Source organism: Bacillus sp. RAR_M1_44 (genome assembly GCF_020165935.1).
GTDB classification, from domain to species: domain Bacteria; phylum Bacillota; class Bacilli; order Bacillales; family Bacillaceae; genus Bacillus; species Bacillus altitudinis.
This window is the reverse complement of sequence record NZ_JAIUKX010000001.1, coordinates 1745653-1767249: the sequence shown is the minus strand read 5'-3', so window position 1 is coordinate 1767249 and position 21597 is coordinate 1745653. Positions and strand designations below refer to the sequence as shown.

The window sequence follows — 21597 nt, the reverse complement described above, 5'->3', positions numbered from 1 at the left end:
AAAGTCACAAAAAAAAGACCGGAAACAGCTCCGGTCTATTGTCGATTATGTTTTATTTTTAGCTACAGCTAATCGAGAACGTTTGACGTTGTCGATCGCATTTGATCCTAATTCTAAAACAGCTGCGACGTACAAAACATCAATAATCACAAGCTGATTAATACGAGAAATCATTGAGTCAGAACGATAGGTTGTTTCCCTCGATGAACTGAGCAGATGAAAGTCGGATTTCTTGGCGAGCTCTGATTTTGGATAGCTCGTAATCGAGGCGACCGTTGCACCTTTTTCCTTTGCAAATTGCACGGCGTCAAGGATTTCTCTACTTTCCCCTGAATGTGAGATCGCGACGATAAAATCATGTTCCGTTGCATGTGTTGCAATCATATTCATCATATGAGGATCACTACATAGACTCACTTCAAAGCCAAGCTGGAGAAACTTATGATAGGCATCTCCGGCAATAAAACTGGAGGCACCTGCTCCAAAGAAGACGGTTTTATGAGCCTGTTTCATTTGATCAATAAATTGTGTCACAGCCTTGTCTTCTAAAATATGTTTCATATCCTGAATAGAGTTGGTTGTTAACTCTATGACCTTATGTTTAATATCTGCGACACTATCAGATGCTTCGATCTCGCCGTATATGGATTGAGGCGTATTGGTCGCAATATCCTGCGCGACATGGACACGAAACACTTGATAGGACTCATAGCCAATTTTTCGCAGAAAACGGAAGATCGTCGTTTCACTTGTGTTGCATTCAGTAGCGAGTGCACTAATCGAATGAAGCACAACTTTCTGAGGGTTTTGTAAAATGTAATTGGCAATCTTTTTCTGGGTAGGGGACAAACTATGAAATGTTGTCCGGATATGACTGAAAATATTCTCTTCTATGATAAACACCACACTTCATCTAACATTCTATCTTAAGCATACAGGAACTTATGAAAACGGTAAACAAACCTCACATGAAAAATAAAGAATAATATGGAAAAGAACACTTCTTTTGGTTCTTTTGTCATGGTATACTCAATTGGTAATAGACAAAAATGGGGGTTTTTACTATGACAATGAAAAAAGGCCTAACGATCAGCCTGCTCATTTTTTCGCTGATTGTTTCATTGTTTGCGCCAGTTGGATCTGCGGATGCTAAACAAGTGAAAAAAGCAAAAGTAAGCACACACTATTATAAAAAGAAAAAAACGTTTAAATATGCACAGGTGAAAAACCTTAGTAAAGCGCATATGAAAACCATCAACCATGATTTAAAAGAAGATATCGCATTTTCCTATTCTACGTATTTGTTCTTAAAGGACGAAGCGAAAAAAGAAGGCATTGGGAAGATCACATACGAGAGATCGTTTAAAACGAAATTTAACAATGGGAAGAAACTAAGTATCCTAAACTATGATTACATGAATGACGGTAGCATGCACGGGGATACGATGGTTACGAGCATGAACTATGTGTTAACAAAGAAAAAAACAAAGCAACTGTACTTTACAGATGTGGTGAAAACAAAGAAAAAGCGTACAAAAGTAAGAGATTATATCTATAACTACACAAAGAAGCATAAAAGTAAATTCTATGCGAATCTGAAAAAAAGCGATATTCAAATCGGCTACGACACGCAGTACTACTTCACGAAAAAGGGAATCGCTGTTGTCTTCCAGCCATATGAAATTTCACCGTACTATGTAGGAATTCCTATGATTCAAGTACCTGCGAAGGTGTATAAATAAACAAGAGAAACGGCCATGAATTTGGTCGTTTTTTATACATAAAAAGAGCCCCTGGTGATGAGGCCCTTCTTTTTACATTTATACTTGTTTGGGTGCATCGTTTAGTGGGTGACGGCGTTTGCCGTTGTAGTGGCGGCGCATACGAAAGATTTCAAACTCCGAAAGCTCTGCGCTTTTTCGTTTTTGGGTGCGGTTATCTTTTTTGAAAGAGAATAGTAAGTAGCAGCAAAGTGAAGCGATAATCAATAAAATCATCATATGACATTCCTCCAATTCATCCTATTCTTTAAGTGTAGACAGGGTGAGTGATGTTTATAACTGAAAATAGTTAGCAAATAGCGTTTAGTTCTAAAGGTTTATTCTGGCTGCTTTTTTAGGTCTAAAATACTGGTTGTTTTTAACTATTATATTTCCAGTTATTTCACTCGTCAAGAAGAATTTTTCTGGGGTTGTCTCTATTAGTACGATTAAGTGTCATAAAAGTTTCAGAAAATTGTAAACTTTTATTAAAAAACCGTTCCCGAACAGGAACGGTTGTAAACATGTTTATGCTTTTTCTTCAAATAAACGTGCAATTTCCACGATCACTTCTGACGCTTTCAGCATGTTCTCTACAGAGATGAATTCATATTTACCGTGGAAGTTTTCCCCGCCAGTAAAGATGTTTGGCGTTGGAAGTCCTTTATATGAAAGCTGTGAGCCATCTGTACCGCCGCGGATTGGTTCAATGACAGGTGTCACTGAGCGGTTTTCCATGGCTTCATGAGCGATGTCTACGATATGTTTGACTGGCTCAATTTTTTCTCTCATATTGTAGTATTGATCCTGAATGCTAAGGGTGATGCTGTTTTCGCCGTAGACCGCTTTTAAGTCGTTTGCGATTTTTTCAAACAGTGCTTTGCGCTTGTTGAATTTCTCTTTATCAAAATCACGAATAATATATTGCAGCTCTGCTTCTTCTACTTCTCCTACAAACCTCGTGAGATGGAAAAAGCCTTCGTATCCTTCTGTGTATTCTGGAGATTCATCTGAAGGAAGTTTGTTGTGAAAGAGCATGCCGATCTTTGCAGCACTGACCATTTTGTCTTTTGCTGTCCCTGGATGGACGTTGTTTCCTTTAATTGATACTTTTGCACCTGCGGCGTTGAAGCTTTCATATTGAAGCTCTCCTAGCGGGCCGCCGTCAATCGTATAAGCATAAGAAGCGCCAAAGGCATCAACATCGAATTTGTGAGGTCCTCTGCCGATCTCTTCATCTGGTGTGAAGGCGACACGAATTTTTCCATGCTTGATTTCTGGATGCTCAATCAGGTAATGCATGGCGGTCATAATTTCTGCGATACCAGCTTTGTTATCTGCACCAAGCAGGGTCGTGCCATCAGTCGTGATGAGCGTATGTCCTTGGTATTTTTGTAAATTTGGAAACTGCGCTGGAGATAATACGATATGTAGATCTTCGTTTAACGTGATGTCCCCGCCTTGATAGTTCTCATGAATCTGCGGTTTCACGTTCTTGCCAGTGAAGTCAGTGGCTGTGTCGATATGAGCTAGGAAGCCAATGGTTGGCACTTCTTTGTCTGTGTTAGATGGAATCGTGCCCATGACATAACCGTTTTCATCCATTGTCACTTCTTGAATGCCGATGGATTTCATCTCTTCAACTAGCTGCCTTGCTAAGTTCAGCTGTCCTGCAGTGGATGGGCAGCTCTCTATGTCTGCATCAGACTGTGTATCCACTTTTACATAACTTGTGAATCGCTGGATCATTTCCTCTTTCATCAATACGTCACTCCTTTTGTAGAATATGTTCATTTTATCATGTCTTGAATGCGCTTCATAACAAGAAAGGTTTTCTCTGACAATTAGAGAGGAAAAAGACCTACTTTTATTTTGCGATGTGCTGAATGGTTCTTTAGGGTGATTTTTTTGGGTGTCTTTTTATTTATAATGAGGACATATAAAATCATCCATTTGTACGTTAATTTGGGAGAAAGGGGTGCGAAAGTTGGATTCTAGTCAAACACTTGCACTCGCTCAAAAGTTCCAGGAAGCTGCTGATGGCATTCGGCAGTCGAAGCAGCTGCTTGAGAATCGGCTGAAGGCAGTTGGATCAGGCTGGCAAGGGGAAGCAAGAGATAAATTTGATCAAAGCTTTGAGGAAACAGTGACACGCTATGATCAATTTGAAAAGGACTTGCTTGAAACAAGTCAGGAACTGCGGGATGCTGCTGTCAAAATCGAGGAACGTAAAGCTGAAATCGCCAGAATGGAAGAGCTTGAGCGAAAAAGGCGAGAAGAACGGAGAGAAAGAAACCGAGAAGGGAGATGATGTGATGGCGCGTGACATTGTAGTAGATCCAGATCAGCTGACAGGGCTGGCGAATGATTTTGTAGGAGAGCTTTCGGCCATCGAAACAAAGCACCACGATTTACATAGTGAACTGGATGGCCTCATCCTAGGCTGTGATCCCCGTTATCGAAGCTGTTTTTCTGGAGTAGGAGATGCGTGGGGTTCTGGACAAGCCTTAATGAGCAAATTGAGCAGTGACGACATTGCCATTCGTCATGCAACGGATAAAATGGTCGAAGCTGATGATATTTTAAGGAAAATGTACAGTTTGTATGATCAATATGGTACACTCACGAGCTTAGCTGGTATTGTGATGATGCAGGCGAAATACTATGGGCTTGGCATGACAACCTTTATCAAAGAAAATGGCCGCTATGCTGCGCAACATTCAAAGCTCCTTCTTGATGTGACCGGACGGGTAGAAGGAACGAGATTTGACCGGCTGGCAAGGATTTGGCTGAGCAAAAAAGAATTATTAAAACGATCGAATTGGTCGATGGCTGACCTAGTCCATAAGAAATTTACGAAATTTTATCCTAGCGATACAGTTGCGTTCACGAACAGTGTACGTGATTTCACAAAAGGAAGTATCAATTGGAAGGACACAGCTGGCATCAAGTCTGTTCTGAAAAATGGTGCAAGGTTTGCGAAAGGAAATGCCATCATTGCAACGGTCGTCACGGGTGCAACAGAAACGGTTGGCTGCGGTCTGAAAATTGCGGAGAACTATGCGGAATTTGGGGATCAGCCAGAAGTTCTCAAGCGTGAAAATGCAAAGGCTGTTGGAAATGCAGTGAATAATACGGTCTTTATTGCAGGCGGATCTGTTGCAGGTGCCGTTGTGGGCGGCGCTCTTGGAAGCTTTGCAGGACCGATTGGAACAGTGGTTGGCGGTGCGATAGGATCAGCAGTAGGTGGCTTTATTGGTGAAAAAGTCGCCAAGCTTACTTCTGGTTTTGCAGAACAGGTCGCAGTGAAATTAAAAGACCCAATTCATGCGGTTGTCGATAAAGGAAAAAAAGCATTTGAACTGGCAGGTCAAGGTGTTAAAGCAGTCAATGACACCATTGATCAAGCAAATCAGGTGATACATAAAGGAATAGAAAAAACAAAAGAAACCGCAGATTCGCTGTTGAAAGGTGCAGGTGATTTCTTGAAGGGCGCATTTTCTTTTGGATAAGGAGAGATCAAGTTGGATCAGCTAAGTCTAAGTATCGAGGAACTCATCTTTAGTTTTTACAGTGAAGGCTATTTTGAGCAAGGGATGTCTTTAAAGGAAGCCTATTATCCAGATGTAGAGGATGAACGTCTTGGGTTTTTATTTGAAATTGCATGTCGCTCTTTGCTGGCAAAAGACGTGCTGGAATTTCGAAATAGACAATACCGTTATAAAGAAAAATACCGGCATTTCATTCAAGCCATGAACGATGCATCACATACCGTGAAAGCTTCAAGGTTTGGTGCATTAGATGAAGAGGTCAGTACGTCCTTTCATACGACTCAGGCAGGTGTGTATTCACACCATACGCTTTATGATCAACAAGTGCATCAAATTCACAAACTAAAAGACGATCAGCAGACTGTGGAGCAAGTGACAACCTTTTTGAACATACACATGAGTGAACACCTCACACCAGTCATCAATTTGCAGGCGGAAGAATTTGAACTGCTGTTAGAACAAGCCAGTCAAGGGAATGAGGATTGCCCTTCTTTTCTAAATAAAGCAGAGAACCAAGAGCTTGTGCGGGCATTTGCTTCTGATGTAAGGGTCAGAAAAGGAAAAATGGATTCTTTGATGAAGGTCACTTATGATAAAAATAATACGCCGGATGTAGAGTCTATGATATTTGTTATTCCGGGGCAGAAGCATTCTTGGCTAGTGTCGGGCATGAAGGAAAATGAATTTCGGATAGAGACGGCTCATATGGACGGTTTACGTTCTATATTCTAATGGAGAAAAGGAGAATGGCGCTTGAATCCAAGTGAAGTAATAGAAGTGAGGAGCAGACCCTTTCTAAGAGTATGGGCATTCTTAGCAACGGGCGGGTTTGGCATCATCGGTATTTGGTTATTTTCAGAAGCTCTTACATTTGAATCGAATTATACGTTGTTTTTATTTTTAGGCGGATTATTAGGCATTGTCTATGGGTGGATCTCTTTTTTGATGATTCTTCCGGCTTTTACGAAGAGGGGAAATGTAATTTTTCGCATTCAGCGAGGAGAGAATGGCGCTGTTTTATATCGGCAACAAACAATCCCTTTTCAAGACATTCAATCTATTGATATGCGCAGGCATCGTTACAGTATCAGGGGATTTCTGTTCATGGATGTGCTCATTCGGAAAATGGATGGGAAATTGATCAAGATTCCGGCGTACAGTATTTTAGATGAAGAAGTATTTGAGCAAACGGTGAAACAAAACATTTATCCATATTTACATGAGACTGCCCAAGAAAATTGGAAACAGCAGCATGGTCATGGTGAAAAGTAGAATCAATAGATGTTTTCGCCATCATTCCATGAGGTGAGACGCCACTTTTTTTAAGAAATCGTGTATGATGTCAGTAAAGACTGAACAATCAAGAGGTGATGAGAGATGGACAAAGAAATGGTAATCGACCTCGTCACAGAACAAATGGCACGAATTCGAAAAGAAAAAAACTATACACAGGACCGCATGGCTGAGGTGCTTGGGCTATCCAAACGGCATTTGCAGCAGGTAGAAAAGAATCGTCTTCGCCTCAACTGGACGCAATCTGCGGCCGTATGTGCATTATTCAGGGATAGTGACATTTTAAAAGGGACACTTGGGGATGATCCGCTTGAGATTTTGGAAGTCGTCGCCCACGATGAATTGCATTTATCTGTTGAACGTACGATTGGCGGAAAGGTTTGGTGGCGGACGTCTGTGAAAAAAGGTACGTTTCGTCTCCAGCAAAATGTACTAAGCCAGCATTACCGCATCTTAGATGATGAGAATTATCGCTATTATAGTTCCTTTAATAAAGAAGAAGCGAAGCGGCGGTTAGAGGAATTAAGTGAGCTGTCGTAAGCAGAAAAAGAGAGGTCCCTCTATGACAGGGACCTCTCAGCGTGTAGACAAACCCTCGCATTCGGTGTCAGTCCTGCGCTTCGGTGCTCACGAATGTCAAATTCGCTCCGCGCCGATGCTCGTCCTTCCTAGACTGCAAAGGTTTTCTATCACGCTGAAAAGAAGACAAAGGGCTAAAATAAAGTTCATTTTAGCCCTTTGTCAACAATCTGAGAGGTCCCTCTATGACAGGGACCTCTCTTTTTTGTGTTGTTTATACTTTCAGAGTGTTTTTCGCCCGAATAAAGGCAACAAGCTGTTTGATTTCTTCATCTGTTAGTGGAACGCCGTCTACATGGATGGTTCCTTCTTTTGCTTCCGTCAGCTCAATTTTGATATCAGAGATTTTGCGTTGTATCTCTGGCTCGTCCGTTCTACCAAGTAAAAAATCAATGGACGTATCATACAAATCAGCCAGCAGTTTCACTGCTTCAAGCGAAGGTCGTCGGTACCCAGATTCGTAACCGGCATAGGTGCTTTTGGCGATACCTAGGCGATCTGCCGTATGCTGGAGAGACCATTTTTTCTTTTTTCTAAGGGTGGTTAAACGATCGAGTATCATACATGAACGCTCCTTTATATACAACAACAGTATATCATATTTTGACAAAGAGTGTACGCGTTATGCGTAATAATTTCTTGATTAATTCGCGTTATGTGACTATAATGGCAATGAAGGTACGCGTAAAGCGTATATTATAGAATAGCACAAGCTGGCTTATAATATGTGTGACAAACGAAGTAATTTTACTGAAAGAGGTGGACCTGTTGAAGAAATTATTGCTTTTAACCACTGGTGGGACGATTGCATCTGTAGAAAGTGAAAATGGTTTAGCTCCAGGTGTTAAAGCTGAGGACCTTTTAAGCTATTTAAACGAAATTAATGCAGACTACACAATGGACACAAAGTCCCTAATGAGTATAGATAGTACCAATATGCAACCTGAATACTGGGTTGATATCGCAACAGCCATTTATGAAAATTATGACCAATATGACGGATTTGTCGTCACGCATGGAACAGACACAATGGCCTATACATCAGCAGCACTATCGTATATGCTGCAAAATCCTGATAAGCCAATTGTCATTACAGGGTCACAAATTCCAATTACGTTTAAGAAAACAGATGCGAAGAAAAACATTACAGATGCGATTCGTTTTGCATGTGACGGTGTTGGCGGCGTATACGTCGTATTTGATGGCAGAGTCATTCAAGGAACTCGCGCAATCAAACTAAGAACGAAAAGCTACGATGCATTTGAAAGTATTAACTACCCATATATTGCATCGATTGAAAATCATCAAATTGAATACAATAGCAAAGTAAAAAGATCATCAATGAAACCGCTTAAATTAGATGCATCCTTGAACACAGACGTTTGTTTATTAAAACTGCATCCAGGACTGAAGCCTGAGTTTTTAGATTCAATCAAAGGTTTGTACAAAGGGGTCGTCATTGAAAGCTACGGCAGCGGCGGAATTCCTTTCGAAGGAAGAAACCTTTTAGAAAAAATCAACGAATTGCTGGAAGAAGGCATTTCTGTTGTGATCACCACTCAGTGTCTCGAAGAAGGAGAAGACATGAGTGTGTATGAAGTAGGACGTAAAATCAATCAAGAACTGGTTGCTCGTTCAAGAAACATGAACACAGAAGCCATCGTGCCAAAGCTCATGTGGGCATTAGGTAAAACAACAGATCCACGAGAAGTGAAAAAGATTATGGAAACGCCAATCGCAGAAGATTTAGTGATTTAACTATTCTATAGAAAGCAGGTCATACGAGATGGTTCAAGCAACTTATCGTTACGAGAAGGATTTTCTAGGTGAAAAAGAAATTCCCGCAGACGTGTATTATGGTGTTCAAACGCTTCGTGCAAAAGAGAATTTCCCGATTACAGGATATCGCATGCATGAAGAACTCATTCGAGCATTTGCCATTGTCAAAAAAGCAGCAGCTCAAGCCAATATGGAAGTCGGACGTTTATATGAAGGAATTGGAAATGCGATCGTTCAAGCTTCAGATGAAGTGATTGAAGGCAAATTCCATGAATATTTCATCGTAGACCCGATTCAAGGCGGCGCAGGAACGTCTATGAATATGAATGCCAATGAGGTCATTGGAAACAGAGCCCTCGAGATCATGGGACATCAAAAGGGCGAATACATTCATTTAAGTCCAAACACACATGTGAACATGTCACAATCGACAAATGATTCGTTCCCAACGGCGATCCATATTGCAGTGCTCAAGCAGTTAGACATTTTACTTGAGACGATGCAGGCCATGCATGACGTATTTCAAAAGAAAGCAAAAGAATTCGATCATGTCATCAAAATGGGGCGTACTCATTTACAAGACGCTGTTCCGATCCGTTTAGGACAAGAGTTTGAAGCATACAGCCGTGTGCTCAGCCGTGATATTAAACGAATCAACCAATCAAAACAGCATTTATATGAAGTGAACATGGGTGCGACCGCTGTTGGGACAGGCCTCAATGCAGATCCTCGCTACATCGAAATCGTAGTGAAAAAGCTTGCTGATATTTCTGGACTGCCATTAGTAGGCGCAGAGCACCTCGTAGATGCGACGCAAAATACAGATGCATACACAGAAGTATCTGCTGCCTTAAAAGTATGCATGATGAACATGTCTAAAATTGCGAATGACCTTCGCTTAATGGCATCTGGCCCACGTGCAGGACTTGCTGAGATTGCATTGCCAGCCCGTCAGCCGGGATCATCCATTATGCCTGGAAAAGTCAATCCAGTCATGGCAGAGCTCATTAACCAAATCGCATTCCAGGTCATTGGGAACGACCACACCATCTGTCTTGCTTCTGAAGCAGGCCAGCTTGAGTTAAATGTGATGGAGCCTGTTCTGGTCTTTAACTTGCTTCAATCTATTAGTATAATGAATAACGGATTCCGCTCATTCACAGATCACTGCTTAGCGGACATCGAAGCAAATGAAAAACGTTTGAAAGAATATGTCGAAAAAAGTGCAGGTGTCATTACTGCGGTAAACCCTCACTTAGGCTATGAAGCCGCGGCTAGAATCGCAAGGGAAGCCATTTTAACAGGACAATCGATCAGAGATCTCTGCCTGCAAAATGATGTGTTAACAGAAGAAGAACTTGATATTATTTTGAATCCTTACGAGATGACAAAGCCTGGCATTGCGGGTGCAGAGCTCCTAGAGCGATGATAATATCAAAAATTTTATTTTATTAATATGTTGAATTGCCTGTGAAAAAGAGAAAAACAGGCAATTCACTTTCTTTCGAATTGACACACTTTTTTCACAATATTTTGAAAACGCTTAACGCACGCACAAAGGGAGGAAACAAAATGAAAACACCACGTCTACCGTCTATTTTAGAAGTCGTGTCTGTACTTGGCTTATTTTTAGCAATTGTTTTATCATTCACTCTTTACTTCAAATTAGATATTCAGCTAGCATTGTTCATCTCATGGTTTATGGTTATTGCTTTAGGAATTCGTTTAGGGCATTCGTACAAAGACCTTCAAAATGCGATCACAAAAGGGATATCGAATGGATTAGAGGCTGTTTTAATCTTAATTGCAGTAGGTGCACTTGTTGGTACATGGATTGCTGGCGGTGTTGTACCCACGTTAATTTATTACGGACTGGAATTTATTCATCCTAATATCTTCTTATTAGCTACACTGATTATCTGTTCTATTATGTCTGTTGCTACTGGTACGTCTTGGGGTACAGTTGGAACGGCAGGTATTGCGATGATTGCGATTGGTGAAGGATTGGGTATCCCATTACCGATCGTAGCTGGGGCTGTTTTATCTGGCGCTTATTTTGGTGATAAATTATCTCCTCTATCTGATAGTACTGTGCTCGCTTCCTCTCTTTCAAAAGTGGACGTGCTGGCGCATGTAAGAGCCATGATGGTTTTATCCATACCGGCCTTTGTTATTACGGCTATTATGTTTACAATTACTGGATTTATGTATGGTGGAAGAAATATTGATCAAGATAAAGTAGAGTTTTTGAAACAAGCATTGCAGGATACATTCACGATTAATATTTGGATGATCATTCCGGCAGTCATTGTTGTCCTATTACTTGTATTGAAAAAACCGTCAATGCCTGTTATCGCAATTGGTGCACTGCTTGGGGCAGTCTGGGCGATGGCATTCCAAGGAATGAACCCAGCTGATGCGCTTGGTACAGCTTATAACGGCTTCTCTATTAATTCAGATGTAGATTTCTTAAATACACTGTTGAACCGTGGCGGTATTGTCAATATGTTAGGATCTCTAGTGGTCATTATTCTTGGACTTGGTTTTGGTGGAGTTCTTGAATACTTAGGCGTGTTAAAAGTGATCGTCGCAACATTCGAGAAAAAATTGCACAATGCAGGAAATGTGACACTGTCTACACTTGTAGTAGCATTCTTTGCGAATATCTTTGGTTGTGCAATGTATGTCTCATTAATTCTTACACCAAAAATCATGGAAAAAAGCTATGACAAATTAAAATTAGACAGACGTGTGTTATCTAGAAACTCTGAGGTTGGTGGAACACTTACGTCTGGTATGGTTCCATGGTCAGATAACGGAATTTACATGGCAGGGATTCTAGGCGTCTCGACATTCTCTTATTTACCATTTATGTGGCTGAGCTTTGTTGCCATTGGTCTTGCCATCATCTACGGATATACAGGGAAATTCATTTGGTACGTGAAAAATCAACAAGACTCAGAAGAATCGGCATCATAAGCCACTGCAAAAGCCGCCCCTCCCCCGGGCGGCTTTTGTTTGTCCTAGGACCGTAAGACTATGTGTGTTTCCAGAAGGGTGGTTGTGTATTTTGACCCCCTATAAAAGAGGGCTTAAGGTGTGGTGTGAAGCAGATTGAAAGCATATTTATACCATAAAAAGGGCACAAATCCCTATTCAAACATGAGTCTTTGAACCTTATAATAACAATATTGGAAAAAGTGCGATTCACCATTACGCTCGTTTAGAGGGACTCTAAGCAGCGTTTTTATTTTTGACAGGAGGAGGAACCCATATGAGCTTATCGGATATGCTGTCTGCCCTTAACGGTGGCATTTCAAATAAAAAGGCAGAGATCGAAGAGAAAATTGCTCGACTCAAAAAGGCAAAAAGTAAGATTGAACGTGAACAAGATGCCGCAGAAACAGACCTAAAACAAATCAAGCAGCCAAAGCTTGGGGCCTCTTGGAAAGGTGAGCGGAGCCAAGATTTCAAATCAGAACGAAATGAAGCGCATGATGCGTTGCAAACGATCGTAAGCGATAAATATCCACGCTACGTGAGCCGAATCGAATTCAAAATCAGTACACTAGAAGCAGAGCAGGCTGCCTTATCCTTTGCCAGCTCTTTAGCTGGAGATGCCGCACGTTTGGCTGAAAAAGGAGAAGACGCAGTAGAAGACGCAAAACGCTTGATCTCAAAAGCATGGAGCAGCTTGTAAGCGAGCTTCATGCTGAACCAATCTGGAGGATATCATAATGGGACAAATTAAGTTAAACTACCAAACAGTGATGGATAAACTAGATGAAGTCTCCCAAGCAGTTGAAGCTTTAACAATGAAAAAAGCAGCAGATAAAGCTGGTGAAAACAGCCTTGAATTTGTAACCAAATGGACGGCACGTGAAGCAGAGGTGGGCGAAATGGTCTCAAGCTTTAAAGAAGCCTTAATCAAAAACGTTCAGGATACACGCTCAAATGTGAAGACGCTAAAAGAACAGGATGAAGCGATTGCGGCAAAATCATAAGCCCCAATCGTTTTATTGATAGCGTAGCTGAGTACGATGTAAAATATAGTCGTAAAGACTCATATATAATTCGGGATTTATGACCTTAGATTATTCCGTTTTTCTTCCAAACACCATGTTAAAAGGACACCTTTTCCCTATTTAAGCCTAAGGCTTTTCACCTTATACTATACTTAATGAAAGCGAACGATAGAAATGTCAGGACTGGAAAAAGCAGATGATCTGCCCGGTTTCAAAAACGCTGACGCCGTGCTTTCTTATGAGGTCTAATAGAGGTGGATGACATGAATTTATCCGAGATGCTGCACCATCTGCATATGGGGATTGAAAACAAACGTGCAGAATTTGACGAAATGATCTCTCGGTTAAAGACAGCCAAAAGTAATATTCGAACAGAACAAGATCTTGCGCAGTCTGACATAAAGGAAATCAAGAAGCCTGCTCTAGATTCGTCATGGAAAGGTGAGAGAGGAACGGACTTTCACCGTCATCGGAAAGAAGCCTATCACGTGCTGCACGACATTGTGAACAATGAGTATGAAACCTATATTACGGAGATAGACCAAAAAATTATGCACTTTGAGTTAAAAAAAATGGAACTCGCTGTCGCTAGTAATTTTGCAGGAAGAGCCCAAGATGTGATGGAAAAAGGCGAGGATTTTGCAAAGGATGTCAAACATTTAATTGAACGGGGCTGGAAAGCTCTTTAATAAAATAAACGAAACAGCCGGCTGAACAAGCGGCTGTTTTTTTTGGTTTAGTCACATCCGCCGCTACCACCTGAATCACCACCGCAGGAGGCATCAGAAGCGTGATGTGTATACGAATCAGTATAGTTACTGGTTGTTGAACTGTGATGTGCAGAATGCTTAGAAGATGAACGCTTATCTTTTGGTGTAAACATGTGGGCGGTAATGGCGCCTAAAGAAGCTAGTATGATGATGATAACAAACATGATGTATCCCTCCTCTTGTTTCATATTCATACGTTTGAGCCATAACAAAGTTCCCGGTCGGAAAGAAAAACTGGGCAAAGAGTTCTATTTTCGTTTATGATGATAGGCAAAAGTAATTGACCAAGGGAGGGGAGTCTATGTTATCTCTACGTCAGGAGGAGCTGTTGAGGCGGTTAATGCAGGCAGAGCAGGAGCTGACAGGTGAAGAAATTGCACGCCTGATAGGCGTCACATCACGAACAGTTCGAACAGATATGAAAGCGCTTAAATCAATATTAGAAGTACATGGGGCAACACTTCATATGAAACGTGGAGCAGGGTATACATTGACTGTCGAAGATTATGGAGCATTTCGTACTTTTTTGAAAAACTCAATGAGAGAAAGAAATGAAAAAAAGAATCAAGTTATTCCAAATCAGCCGGAGGATCGTATCTCTTATTTATTGAGAAGGCTTTTATTGTCCGAAGACTATATGAAATTAGATGAATTGGCCGAGGAATTATTTGTGAGTGAATCTACTGTGAAAAATGACCTGAAAGCAGTCAAGCATCTATTTTCTTTACATGGACTTTCTGTTGCACACCGACCTAAATATGGACTGAGGCTGAGTGGAGATGAAATGAAATTAAGGTATTGTCTAGCTGAGCATGTGTTTCAGCAAGAGCATCCGAACCCTGCCCTTTTACCTGAAGAAACGTATCAATTGATTCAAGATATGGTGCGTTCACGTACAAAGGCAAGCGGCCTTCATGTCTCAGAGATCGGTTTAAGCAACTTAGTGACACATATCGCCATTGCGTGCAAACGAATTGAAGAGAAAAAATTGGTGATGATGCCGGAAGGAGAACTCAAAGATATTCAAACACAGCCCGCTTTTCAAGTGGCGAGGCAAATGGCAGAAGATATGCGTCACGTACTCGGTATAGATTTTCCATTATCTGAAATGGCCTATATTGCGATTCATTTAATGGGGGCAAAAATGATGGCGTATGGAGAAACGGGACACACGCTATTTCACATGCTTGATGAAGAGCATTTCCGTTTAACTCATCAATTACTTGGTTATGTCGAAGAGCACATGTCACTTGATATTCAGACAGACAAGGAATTGATTGTGGGACTAAGTCTTCACCTGAGATCAGCGATTCATCGGTTCCGATATGATATGAACATCCGTAACCCCTATTTATCAGACATAAAAAGGCATTATCCGATTGCTTTTGAAGCAGGTGTCTATATGGGAAGATGGCTGAAGGAAAAAGAGAATGTAGAGATTCATGAAGATGAAATCGGATATTTGGCGCTGCATATTGGTGCTGCCATAGAGCGGACAAAAACTCAGACTGTGAGAAAAAAATGCTTGATTGTGTGCGCAACGGGTGTCGCGAGCAGTCAGCTTCTTCTCCATAAGCTGAAGGCCGCCTTTAGCGAAAGGCTAGAGATTGCTGGTACTGCAAGTGTCAGTGACCTTTTGTCGTATGACTTGAGAAGTATCGATTTGATCATTAGTACCATCCCGCTTCAGAACACACTACCTGTGCCAGTGATTGATGTACATACGATCCTCAGTGAAGACGATATGTCGAGGCTGAAACGATTTGTGCAGGGGTCACAAGAAATGGGTGTCTTGCGATATATCAGTCCGAAGATGACTTTTTTTCAGCAAGATCTACAAACAAGGGAAGAGGTTCTTCAATTTTTCGTGAATGTATTGCAAGAACAAAACCGAATCCCGGATGATTTTGAACAGCTATTACTGGAAAGAGAGGAAGTGTCACCTACGTCGTTCGGTCATTTGGTCGCAATCCCTCACCCAATCAAACCGGCAACAGATGATACGTTTTGTGCGATCTGTACGTTGAGAAAACCAGTGTTGTGGGGCGACGATCGGGTACAGGTCGTCTGTTTGTTAAGTATACAGAAGACGTATCAGAAAGAATTGCAGTCACTTTATCAATTTCTTGTGCGTTTGACAGAGCAGAAGGAAGTGGTGGAGCAAATCATCAAAGCTGCTTCATTTGAAGAACTGACGGTGGCGCTGCACGTGTTGGAACAGCCAGATGAAAAAAAAGGACACCCATTTCCGCATCTGTGAGGAAAAAGATTAGATGTTAATGAAAGCGCTTTTAAAATAACATCAATAAGGAGGATGATCACGAGTTTTTGTAAAGGGGGAGACGGATCATGAGCTTTAAAGAGAGAGCGGCCGACGTCATGGGACATGTCGCTTATCGTATTACAAATCAGAAATATATTATGGCGATCAAGCAAGCATTTGTCACATTAATGCCAATCATCATTACAGGGGCATTTGCTGTACTGGTCGCAAATATGATCATGAGCCCGGAAACGGGGCTTGCCCATTTTGAGATATTCAGGTTTTTAGCAGAGCTTCAGCCAATTATGAAGGCAATCAATTATGCCACGCTGAACTTTTTAACGATCGGGGCTGTGTTCCTCATCGGGATTGAGCTTGGGAAAATCAATGGACATAAATCATTATTCCCAGGATTAATGGCATTGATTTCATTTATATCCGTTATTCCGACGACACTTCTTCTTGAAGTCGATGGATCGATGCGTGAGGTTGTCGATGTGCTGGCGAGGCAATTCTCCGATCCAAAAAGCTTATTTTTGGGTATGATCATTGCCATCGTCTCTGTAGAGATCTTTTGTAAGCTTACCGAGGTGAAGTGGCTGCAAATTAAGATGCCAGATTCTGTTCCATCAAATGTGGCGACGTCTTTTTCTTCACTTTTCCCATCAATTATTACGATTACAATCATTAGTTCATTCGGGTTTGCGTTTCATCGTGTGACAGGCATTTATTTGCATGAAGCGGTGTATAACGTCGTGCAGCGTCCACTTGAAAGTGTTGTGCAGGGACTGCCTGGTATTTTAACGTTAATGTTTGTGGCTCAATTTTTCTGGGTGATCGGTATACATGGCAACCAAATGATTAAACCAATTCGCGAGCCGCTGTTATTAGGATCAATTGCAGTGAATATGACAGCATTTCAAGAGGGCAAAGAGATTCCAAATATTATCACGATGCCATTTTGGGATGTGTATATGAGCATTGGTGGTTCGGGTGTGACGATTGGTCTGTTGATCGCCATTTTTATAGCAGGAAGAAGGGAAGAGATGCGTAGCATTGCCAAGCTTTCATCAGGACCTGGACTGTTTAACATCAATGAACCAGTTATTTTCGGATTACCTGTCATGTTGAACCCTGTGATGGCAATTCCGTTTATCGTTACACCACTCGTGACAGGTACGATTGGTTATATCGCAACCGCTACAGGTTTTGCGGGGAAAGCGGTGGTGATGGTGCCGTGGACGACACCTCCGATTGTGAATGCTTGGCTGTCTACCGCTGGCAGTATGGGGGCTGTCATCACACAGCTTATCTGTATTGTTGTCGCTGTTTTCATCTATTTACCTTTTGTTCTCTTATCCAACCGGAAGCCAGAAGCAGCACCTGATTCAGAATAGAAGGAGGGCTCATGAATGAACATGCAATTTAGATGGTATGGCAAAGAAGATCCTGTCTCCCTTTCATATATTCGGCAAATTCCCGGCATGAAAGGGATTGTCAGTGCAGTCTATGATGTGCCGGCTGGTGATCTGTGGCCGGAGGAAAGTATTGCTCATTTAAAAGCGGAAATCGAACGTCATGATCTTGCTTTTGAAGTCGTAGAAAGTCTCCCGGTCCATGAAGATATTAAGCTGGGAAAGCCTAGCCGAGATGTTTATATCGAGCATTATCAAGAAAATATCCGGAGATTAGCAAGGCATGGTGTGAAGGTCATTTGTTATAACTTCATGCCAGTCCTTGATTGGACACGAACACAGCTCGATTTCCCACTAGCTGATCAATCGACGACTCTTGTTTATTTTCAGCATCAGCTTGAACAGATGGATATAGAAAAAGATCGACTTTCCTTACCAGGGTGGGATACGTCTTATACGCAGGAAGAAATGAGAAAGTTGATGGCTGCATACAGGGCATTGGGGGAGGAAGGGTTGTTTGAGAACCTAGACTATTTCTTGGGAAATATCCTTCCAGTTGCAGCGGAAGAGAACATGAACATGGCACTGCATCCAGATGACCCTCCTTGGAACATATTTGGTCTGCCCCGCATTGTCAGTTGTGAAGAACAAATAGATCGTATCCTTCAACTCGATGAACGCTCACAGCATGGACTGACCTTTTGTTCCGGTTCCCTAGGCTGTAATGCGAAAAATGATGTTCCTTCACTTGCGAGAAAGTATGCCAAAAAAGGGCGTATACACTTTGCTCATTTACGCAATGTCAATTTGTATGAAAACGGTGATTTTGAAGAGTCGGCACACCTGTCGTCAGCAGGTAGCCTCGATATGGGAGCGATTGTGAACGCATTGTTTAAGGAAGGATTTGCTGGCTATGTTCGGCCAGATCATGGACGAATGATCTTTGGTGAGACGGGCAGACCTGGCTATGGATTATACGACCGAGCACTTGGAGCTATGTATTTACAAGGGATGTGGGAAGGACTTCAAATTCACACGAAGAAAGGTCAGGTGGCAACATGAACAAAATCGACATACCCAATGACTTTATTCTAGGTGCTGCGGCTTCTGCTTGGCAGACGGAGGGTTGGAAAGGGAAGAAACCGCATCAGGATTCGTATATAGACCTTTGGTATAAGGAGGGGTATCACGTATGGCACGAAGGATACGGACCAGCAGGAGCAACGAATTTTTACGAGCGCTATCCTGAAGATGTCGCCCTTATGAAGGAAATTGGGTTATCTCATTACCGGACATCGATCAATTGGTCGAGGTTTCTCATCGATTACGAGAATGGAATTGTAGATGAGACCTATGCTCGTTATATTGATGATTTCATCAATGAATTACTTGAAGCAGGTGTAGAGCCAATGTTTTGCTTAGAGCATTATGAGCTTCCTGCCGTTTTGCTTGAAAAGTACGGCGGCTGGTCATCTAAACATGTTGTCGAGCTGTTTGTTCTCTATGCAGAAAAGGTGTTTGAACGCTATGGAGACCGGGTCAAACATTGGTTTACCTTTAATGAACCAATTGTTGTTCAGACTCGTGTGTATCTAGATGCTATTCGTTATCCTTTCGAGCAAAATACGAAGAAATGGATGCAGTGGAACTATCATAAAGCCTTGGCGACATCAAAAGTGGTGAAGCTTTTTCAGGAAATGGGCTTGAAGGAATCAGCCGGTGCAAAAATCGGGGTCATTCTCAATCCAGAAGTGACGTATGCGAGATCGACTGCCTCGCATGATCAAGAAGCTGCCCGCATGTATGACTTGTTTTTTAATCGCATGTTCTTAGATCCCTCCATTAAAGGCGAGTATCCAGAAGAACTGCTTGATGTATTGAAAAAGCATGACATTCTTTTCGATGCAACGGAAGAAGAGCTTCAGATCATTAAAGATCATACAGTCGATGTGGTCGGTCTTAATTTATACTATCCGCATCGCGTTAAGGCACCTAGCAAGGCTTGGAACGAAAATACACCGTTTCATCCATCTTATTATTACGATCTATTTGAGCTCCCAGGGAGAAAAATGAATCCATTCAGAGGTTGGGAAATCTATCCGAATATTGTCTATGATATGGGTATGAGAATAAAAGAGGAATACGGGAATATCGAGTGGTTTGTGGCTGAAAACGGTATGGGGGTCGAGCAGGAAGAACGGTTTAAAAACGAAGACGGCATCATTGATGATCAGTACCGAATTTCATTTATCAGTCAGCATTTGAAAAAAGCCCTTCAAGCGAAAAAAGAAGGTTCAAACTGCAAGGGATATATGCTGTGGGCTTTTACGGATAATGTCTCACCGATGAATGCATTCAAGAATCGCTACGGATTAGTAGAGATCCAGCTGGAGAATGAACGGAATCGTCAGATGAAAGCGTCAGGATACTGGTACAAGACATTAATCCAAACGAGGAAATTAAGGGATGAACCAGATTTTATTTATCAATAGGAGTGATGGGATATGAAGCGAATCATTCTCGCTTGTGCAGCAGGAATGTCAACGTCGATTGTGGTATCTAAAATGAAGGCAGCCGCAGAAGGAAAAGGGCTGGATTATGAAATTTATGCGATACCTGAAGGGGCCATTGCGGACGAATTAGAAGAGCATGGGGACGATGTAAAGGTCATTTTGCTAGGACCGCAAGTTAGCTTTATGAGAAAGGCAGCAGAAAAAACAGCGGCACCTTATCATATACCTGTCGATGTGGTAAATGTAAGATTATATGGAACAGCGAATGGAGAAAAAATTCTAGAACATGCACTGAAACTAGCAAATGAATCTTGAGCAATCGGAGGAGAAGCAGATGACGGTATTAGAGGAAATGCAGGGAGCAGCCTTTCAAATCATTGCCCATGCAGGTGAGGCACGAAGCCATTATGTAGAAGCCATTCGTCTAGCAAGAGCGGATGACTTTGAAGCAGCGCAGCAGTTGATTGAAAAAGGGGAGGAAGCGTTTCGAAGCATCCATGACCTGCACTTGTCACTGATACAAAAAGAGGCGGCAGGGGAACAGCTTCCCTTTTCTTTACTGCTCATACATGCAGAAGACCAAATGCTCACAACAGAGACCATCCATCTGCTTGCCATTGAAATGATCGAAATGTGTAAAAAAATGAATACCCTGTCAAAATAGATATCAGTTATTAACCAATTTCTGTTATAATCATTCGGTAGATAAAGAGAAAGCAGGATTGGTGAATGAAAAAAACATGTATGTGGCTTGCAGTTGGTTTAGTCATGCTGCTCATTTCGGGCTGTATGGGTACGAAACAGCAAACAGAAGGAAACCAGCAAGCCATCAAAGAGGTAAAGGGTCAAGGACAAACGAAAGAAACAACAGAAACGCAGCAAATTGAAGCGGCAGAGATAGACAAACAAAACTGGATTCAGCAAAAGGAACCCGTTGCGCTTCCAATCTTGATGTATCACAGTATTTCCAGCGGTAATTCGTTACGTGTGCCAAAGAGCGAATTTGCAGCTCATATGAAATGGCTGAAAGACAACGGCTATGTCACGCTGTCGCCGAAAGAGGCATATCAAGTTCTCTCGACCAATTCGACACCAAGTGAAAAGTATGTTCTTATCACATTTGACGATGGATACACGGATAACTACACAAAGGCATTTCCGATTTTAAAGGAATATGGAATGAAAGCCACGATTTTTATGATCGAGCAGTCCATCGGCCGTCCGCATCATTTAACTGATGCCCAAATGGATGATATGGTGGCGCATGGTATTTCAATAGAGAGTCACACCATTCATCATTTAGAACTCAATCGTTTAACACAGAAGCAGCAGGAAGAAGAATTAAAAGGATCGAAGGTATTCTTTGACCAGCGGTTTTCTCAACAAACGATCATGGTCAGCTATCCGGTCGGTCGCTATAACGAAGACACGCTGAAGCTGGCGAAGGAAGCAGGATATGAAATGGCTGTAACCACTGAACCAGGACATGCGAAGAAAGAACAAGGCATGATGTCCTTACATCGCCTGCGCATTTCACCGGGACTTTCACCCGAAAGCTTTGGCAGGCTGATAGAGGGAAATTGATCAATATTAGATCACAGATGTTTCACATGAAACATTTTACGACACGTTTCGTGGATTAAATACGA

Annotated in this window: 24 protein-coding genes; 19 read left to right on the top strand and 5 right to left on the bottom strand. The window is 41.8% G+C overall.

From position 1 onward, the window contains the following. Window positions 1-45 precede the first annotated feature (45 nt). A complete protein-coding gene (locus LCD34_RS19640) occupies window positions 46-903 on the bottom strand; it encodes a MurR/RpiR family transcriptional regulator (protein WP_224558834.1) in 858 nt (285 codons plus the stop codon). A 161-nt stretch (window positions 904-1064) separates the two neighbouring features. Between LCD34_RS19640 and LCD34_RS09435 the strand changes: the two genes are divergently transcribed. Beyond that, window positions 1065-1742: a DUF3298 and DUF4163 domain-containing protein gene (locus LCD34_RS09435; protein ID WP_017368341.1), complete on the top strand. Its 678-nt coding sequence runs from the start codon at window positions 1065-1067 to the stop codon at window positions 1740-1742. A 78-nt stretch (window positions 1743-1820) separates the two neighbouring features. Here the strand turns inward: LCD34_RS09435 and LCD34_RS09430 are convergent, their stop codons facing one another. Together LCD34_RS09430 and pepT are read right to left on the bottom strand one after the other, a co-directional pair. After that, the gene (locus LCD34_RS09430) at window positions 1821-2000 is read right to left on the bottom strand and encodes a hypothetical protein (RefSeq protein ID WP_008345664.1); all 180 of its coding nucleotides are present in this window, start codon (window positions 1998-2000) and stop codon (window positions 1821-1823) included. Between the two features lie 288 nt (window positions 2001-2288). Continuing rightward, window positions 2289-3521 carry a peptidase T gene (gene pepT / locus LCD34_RS09425; RefSeq protein ID WP_217816015.1) on the bottom strand — a complete coding sequence of 411 codons (1233 nt, stop codon included), beginning with the start codon at window positions 3519-3521 and terminating at the stop codon, window positions 2289-2291. A gap of 226 nt (window positions 3522-3747) precedes the next feature. On the opposite strand from pepT, the gene LCD34_RS09420 reads away from it, so the two are divergent. The 5 genes from LCD34_RS09420 to LCD34_RS09400 all read left to right on the top strand — a co-directional run bounded on the left by LCD34_RS09420 (window position 3748) and on the right by LCD34_RS09400 (window position 7144). Beyond that, the gene (locus LCD34_RS09420) at window positions 3748-4071 is read left to right on the top strand and encodes a WXG100 family type VII secretion target (protein WP_008345659.1); all 324 of its coding nucleotides are present in this window, start codon (window positions 3748-3750) and stop codon (window positions 4069-4071) included. Window positions 4072-4075: 4 nt separating this feature from the next. Next, window positions 4076-5272: a DUF6861 domain-containing protein gene (locus tag LCD34_RS09415; RefSeq protein ID WP_017358662.1), complete on the top strand. Its 1197-nt coding sequence runs from the start codon at window positions 4076-4078 to the stop codon at window positions 5270-5272. Window positions 5273-5284: 12 nt separating this feature from the next. Then, window positions 5285-6043, top strand: coding sequence for a hypothetical protein (locus LCD34_RS09410; RefSeq protein WP_146271000.1), 759 nt, complete (start codon window positions 5285-5287; stop codon window positions 6041-6043). Between the two features lie 21 nt (window positions 6044-6064). Beyond that, entirely contained in the window at window positions 6065-6583 is a 519-nt protein-coding gene (locus tag LCD34_RS09405; RefSeq protein ID WP_144625502.1) for a YfjD family protein, read from the top strand. A 105-nt stretch (window positions 6584-6688) separates the two neighbouring features. Further along, on the top strand, window positions 6689-7144 hold the full coding sequence (locus tag LCD34_RS09400) for a helix-turn-helix domain-containing protein (protein WP_007497964.1): 456 nt from the start codon (window positions 6689-6691) through the stop codon (window positions 7142-7144). A gap of 253 nt (window positions 7145-7397) precedes the next feature. On the opposite strand, the gene LCD34_RS09395 is transcribed toward LCD34_RS09400, so the two are convergent. Next, a complete protein-coding gene (locus tag LCD34_RS09395; RefSeq protein ID WP_017368336.1) occupies window positions 7398-7745 on the bottom strand; it encodes a helix-turn-helix domain-containing protein in 348 nt (115 codons plus the stop codon). 206 nt (window positions 7746-7951) lie between these two features. Here LCD34_RS09395 and LCD34_RS09390 point away from each other — a divergent pair, with 206 nt between their 5' ends. From LCD34_RS09390 to LCD34_RS09365, 6 genes are all read left to right on the top strand, one after another. Next, complete coding sequence (locus LCD34_RS09390) at window positions 7952-8941, top strand: asparaginase (protein WP_017358664.1); 990 nt, start codon at window positions 7952-7954, stop codon at window positions 8939-8941. A 28-nt stretch (window positions 8942-8969) separates the two neighbouring features. After that, complete coding sequence (gene aspA, locus LCD34_RS09385; protein ID WP_017368335.1) at window positions 8970-10391, top strand: aspartate ammonia-lyase; 1422 nt, start codon at window positions 8970-8972, stop codon at window positions 10389-10391. A 143-nt stretch (window positions 10392-10534) separates the two neighbouring features. After that, window positions 10535-11941 (top strand): Na+/H+ antiporter NhaC, encoded by a 1407-nt coding sequence (gene nhaC / locus LCD34_RS09380; RefSeq protein ID WP_017358666.1) that lies wholly within the window; start codon window positions 10535-10537, stop codon window positions 11939-11941. A 295-nt stretch (window positions 11942-12236) separates the two neighbouring features. Next, window positions 12237-12662, top strand: a complete 426-nt coding sequence (locus LCD34_RS09375; RefSeq protein ID WP_017358667.1) for a DUF5082 family protein — start codon at window positions 12237-12239, stop codon at window positions 12660-12662. Between the two features lie 37 nt (window positions 12663-12699). Continuing rightward, on the top strand, window positions 12700-12966 hold the full coding sequence (locus LCD34_RS09370) for a YwqI/YxiC family protein (RefSeq protein ID WP_008345634.1): 267 nt from the start codon (window positions 12700-12702) through the stop codon (window positions 12964-12966). Between the two features lie 284 nt (window positions 12967-13250). Continuing rightward, window positions 13251-13676 (top strand): DUF5082 family protein, encoded by a 426-nt coding sequence (locus LCD34_RS09365; protein WP_224558833.1) that lies wholly within the window; start codon window positions 13251-13253, stop codon window positions 13674-13676. Window positions 13677-13723: 47 nt separating this feature from the next. Here the strand turns inward: LCD34_RS09365 and LCD34_RS09360 are convergent, their stop codons facing one another. Continuing rightward, window positions 13724-13921, bottom strand: coding sequence for a hypothetical protein (locus LCD34_RS09360; protein ID WP_017358669.1), 198 nt, complete (start codon window positions 13919-13921; stop codon window positions 13724-13726). 137 nt (window positions 13922-14058) lie between these two features. Here LCD34_RS09360 and LCD34_RS09355 point away from each other — a divergent pair, with 137 nt between their 5' ends. The 7 genes from LCD34_RS09355 to LCD34_RS09325 all read left to right on the top strand — a co-directional run bounded on the left by LCD34_RS09355 (window position 14059) and on the right by LCD34_RS09325 (window position 21532). Next, a complete protein-coding gene (locus tag LCD34_RS09355) occupies window positions 14059-16017 on the top strand; it encodes a BglG family transcription antiterminator (RefSeq protein WP_224558832.1) in 1959 nt (652 codons plus the stop codon). 89 nt (window positions 16018-16106) lie between these two features. Beyond that, the gene (locus LCD34_RS09350) at window positions 16107-17417 is read left to right on the top strand and encodes a PTS sugar transporter subunit IIC (RefSeq protein ID WP_024719533.1); all 1311 of its coding nucleotides are present in this window, start codon (window positions 16107-16109) and stop codon (window positions 17415-17417) included. Window positions 17418-17432: 15 nt separating this feature from the next. Continuing rightward, window positions 17433-18497 (top strand): mannonate dehydratase, encoded by a 1065-nt coding sequence (gene uxuA / locus LCD34_RS09345; RefSeq protein ID WP_007497943.1) that lies wholly within the window; start codon window positions 17433-17435, stop codon window positions 18495-18497. Further along, on the top strand, window positions 18494-19927 hold the full coding sequence (locus LCD34_RS09340) for a glycoside hydrolase family 1 protein (RefSeq protein WP_224558831.1): 1434 nt from the start codon (window positions 18494-18496) through the stop codon (window positions 19925-19927). The genes uxuA and LCD34_RS09340 overlap by 4 nt, the downstream gene beginning before the upstream one ends. A gap of 12 nt (window positions 19928-19939) precedes the next feature. Further along, window positions 19940-20263: a PTS sugar transporter subunit IIB gene (locus tag LCD34_RS09335; RefSeq protein WP_008345616.1), complete on the top strand. Its 324-nt coding sequence runs from the start codon at window positions 19940-19942 to the stop codon at window positions 20261-20263. A gap of 19 nt (window positions 20264-20282) precedes the next feature. Continuing rightward, complete coding sequence (locus LCD34_RS09330) at window positions 20283-20612, top strand: PTS lactose/cellobiose transporter subunit IIA (RefSeq protein WP_008345614.1); 330 nt, start codon at window positions 20283-20285, stop codon at window positions 20610-20612. A gap of 65 nt (window positions 20613-20677) precedes the next feature. Further along, window positions 20678-21532, top strand: a complete 855-nt coding sequence (locus LCD34_RS09325; protein ID WP_035389944.1) for a polysaccharide deacetylase family protein — start codon at window positions 20678-20680, stop codon at window positions 21530-21532. The last annotated feature ends 65 nt before the right edge of the window (window positions 21533-21597 follow it).

Bases quoted from the DNA above. Each gene is read 5' to 3' on its own strand.
- LCD34_RS09435 (WP_017368341.1), top strand. From the start codon at position 1,065: ATGACAATGAAAAAAGGCCTAACGATCAGCCTGCTCATTTTTTCGCTG.
- LCD34_RS09430 (WP_008345664.1), bottom strand. From the start codon at position 2,000: ATGATGATTTTATTGATTATCGCTTCACTTTGCTGCTACTTACTATTC.
- pepT (WP_217816015.1), bottom strand. From the start codon at position 3,521: ATGAAAGAGGAAATGATCCAGCGATTCACAAGTTATGTAAAAGTGGAT.
- LCD34_RS09415 (WP_017358662.1), top strand. From the start codon at position 4,076: ATGGCGCGTGACATTGTAGTAGATCCAGATCAGCTGACAGGGCTGGCG.
- LCD34_RS09400 (WP_007497964.1), top strand. From the start codon at position 6,689: ATGGACAAAGAAATGGTAATCGACCTCGTCACAGAACAAATGGCACGA.
- LCD34_RS09395 (WP_017368336.1), bottom strand. From the start codon at position 7,745: ATGATACTCGATCGTTTAACCACCCTTAGAAAAAAGAAAAAATGGTCT.
- aspA (WP_017368335.1), top strand. From the start codon at position 8,970: ATGGTTCAAGCAACTTATCGTTACGAGAAGGATTTTCTAGGTGAAAAA.
- nhaC (WP_017358666.1), top strand. From the start codon at position 10,535: ATGAAAACACCACGTCTACCGTCTATTTTAGAAGTCGTGTCTGTACTT.
- LCD34_RS09375 (WP_017358667.1), top strand. From the start codon at position 12,237: ATGAGCTTATCGGATATGCTGTCTGCCCTTAACGGTGGCATTTCAAAT.
- LCD34_RS09370 (WP_008345634.1), top strand. From the start codon at position 12,700: ATGGGACAAATTAAGTTAAACTACCAAACAGTGATGGATAAACTAGAT.
- LCD34_RS09365 (WP_224558833.1), top strand. From the start codon at position 13,251: ATGAATTTATCCGAGATGCTGCACCATCTGCATATGGGGATTGAAAAC.
- LCD34_RS09360 (WP_017358669.1), bottom strand. From the start codon at position 13,921: ATGTTTGTTATCATCATCATACTAGCTTCTTTAGGCGCCATTACCGCC.
- LCD34_RS09355 (WP_224558832.1), top strand. From the start codon at position 14,059: ATGTTATCTCTACGTCAGGAGGAGCTGTTGAGGCGGTTAATGCAGGCA.
- LCD34_RS09350 (WP_024719533.1), top strand. From the start codon at position 16,107: ATGAGCTTTAAAGAGAGAGCGGCCGACGTCATGGGACATGTCGCTTAT.
- uxuA (WP_007497943.1), top strand. From the start codon at position 17,433: ATGAACATGCAATTTAGATGGTATGGCAAAGAAGATCCTGTCTCCCTT.
- LCD34_RS09340 (WP_224558831.1), top strand. From the start codon at position 18,494: ATGAACAAAATCGACATACCCAATGACTTTATTCTAGGTGCTGCGGCT.
- LCD34_RS09335 (WP_008345616.1), top strand. From the start codon at position 19,940: ATGAAGCGAATCATTCTCGCTTGTGCAGCAGGAATGTCAACGTCGATT.
- LCD34_RS09330 (WP_008345614.1), top strand. From the start codon at position 20,283: ATGACGGTATTAGAGGAAATGCAGGGAGCAGCCTTTCAAATCATTGCC.
- LCD34_RS09325 (WP_035389944.1), top strand. From the start codon at position 20,678: ATGAAAAAAACATGTATGTGGCTTGCAGTTGGTTTAGTCATGCTGCTC.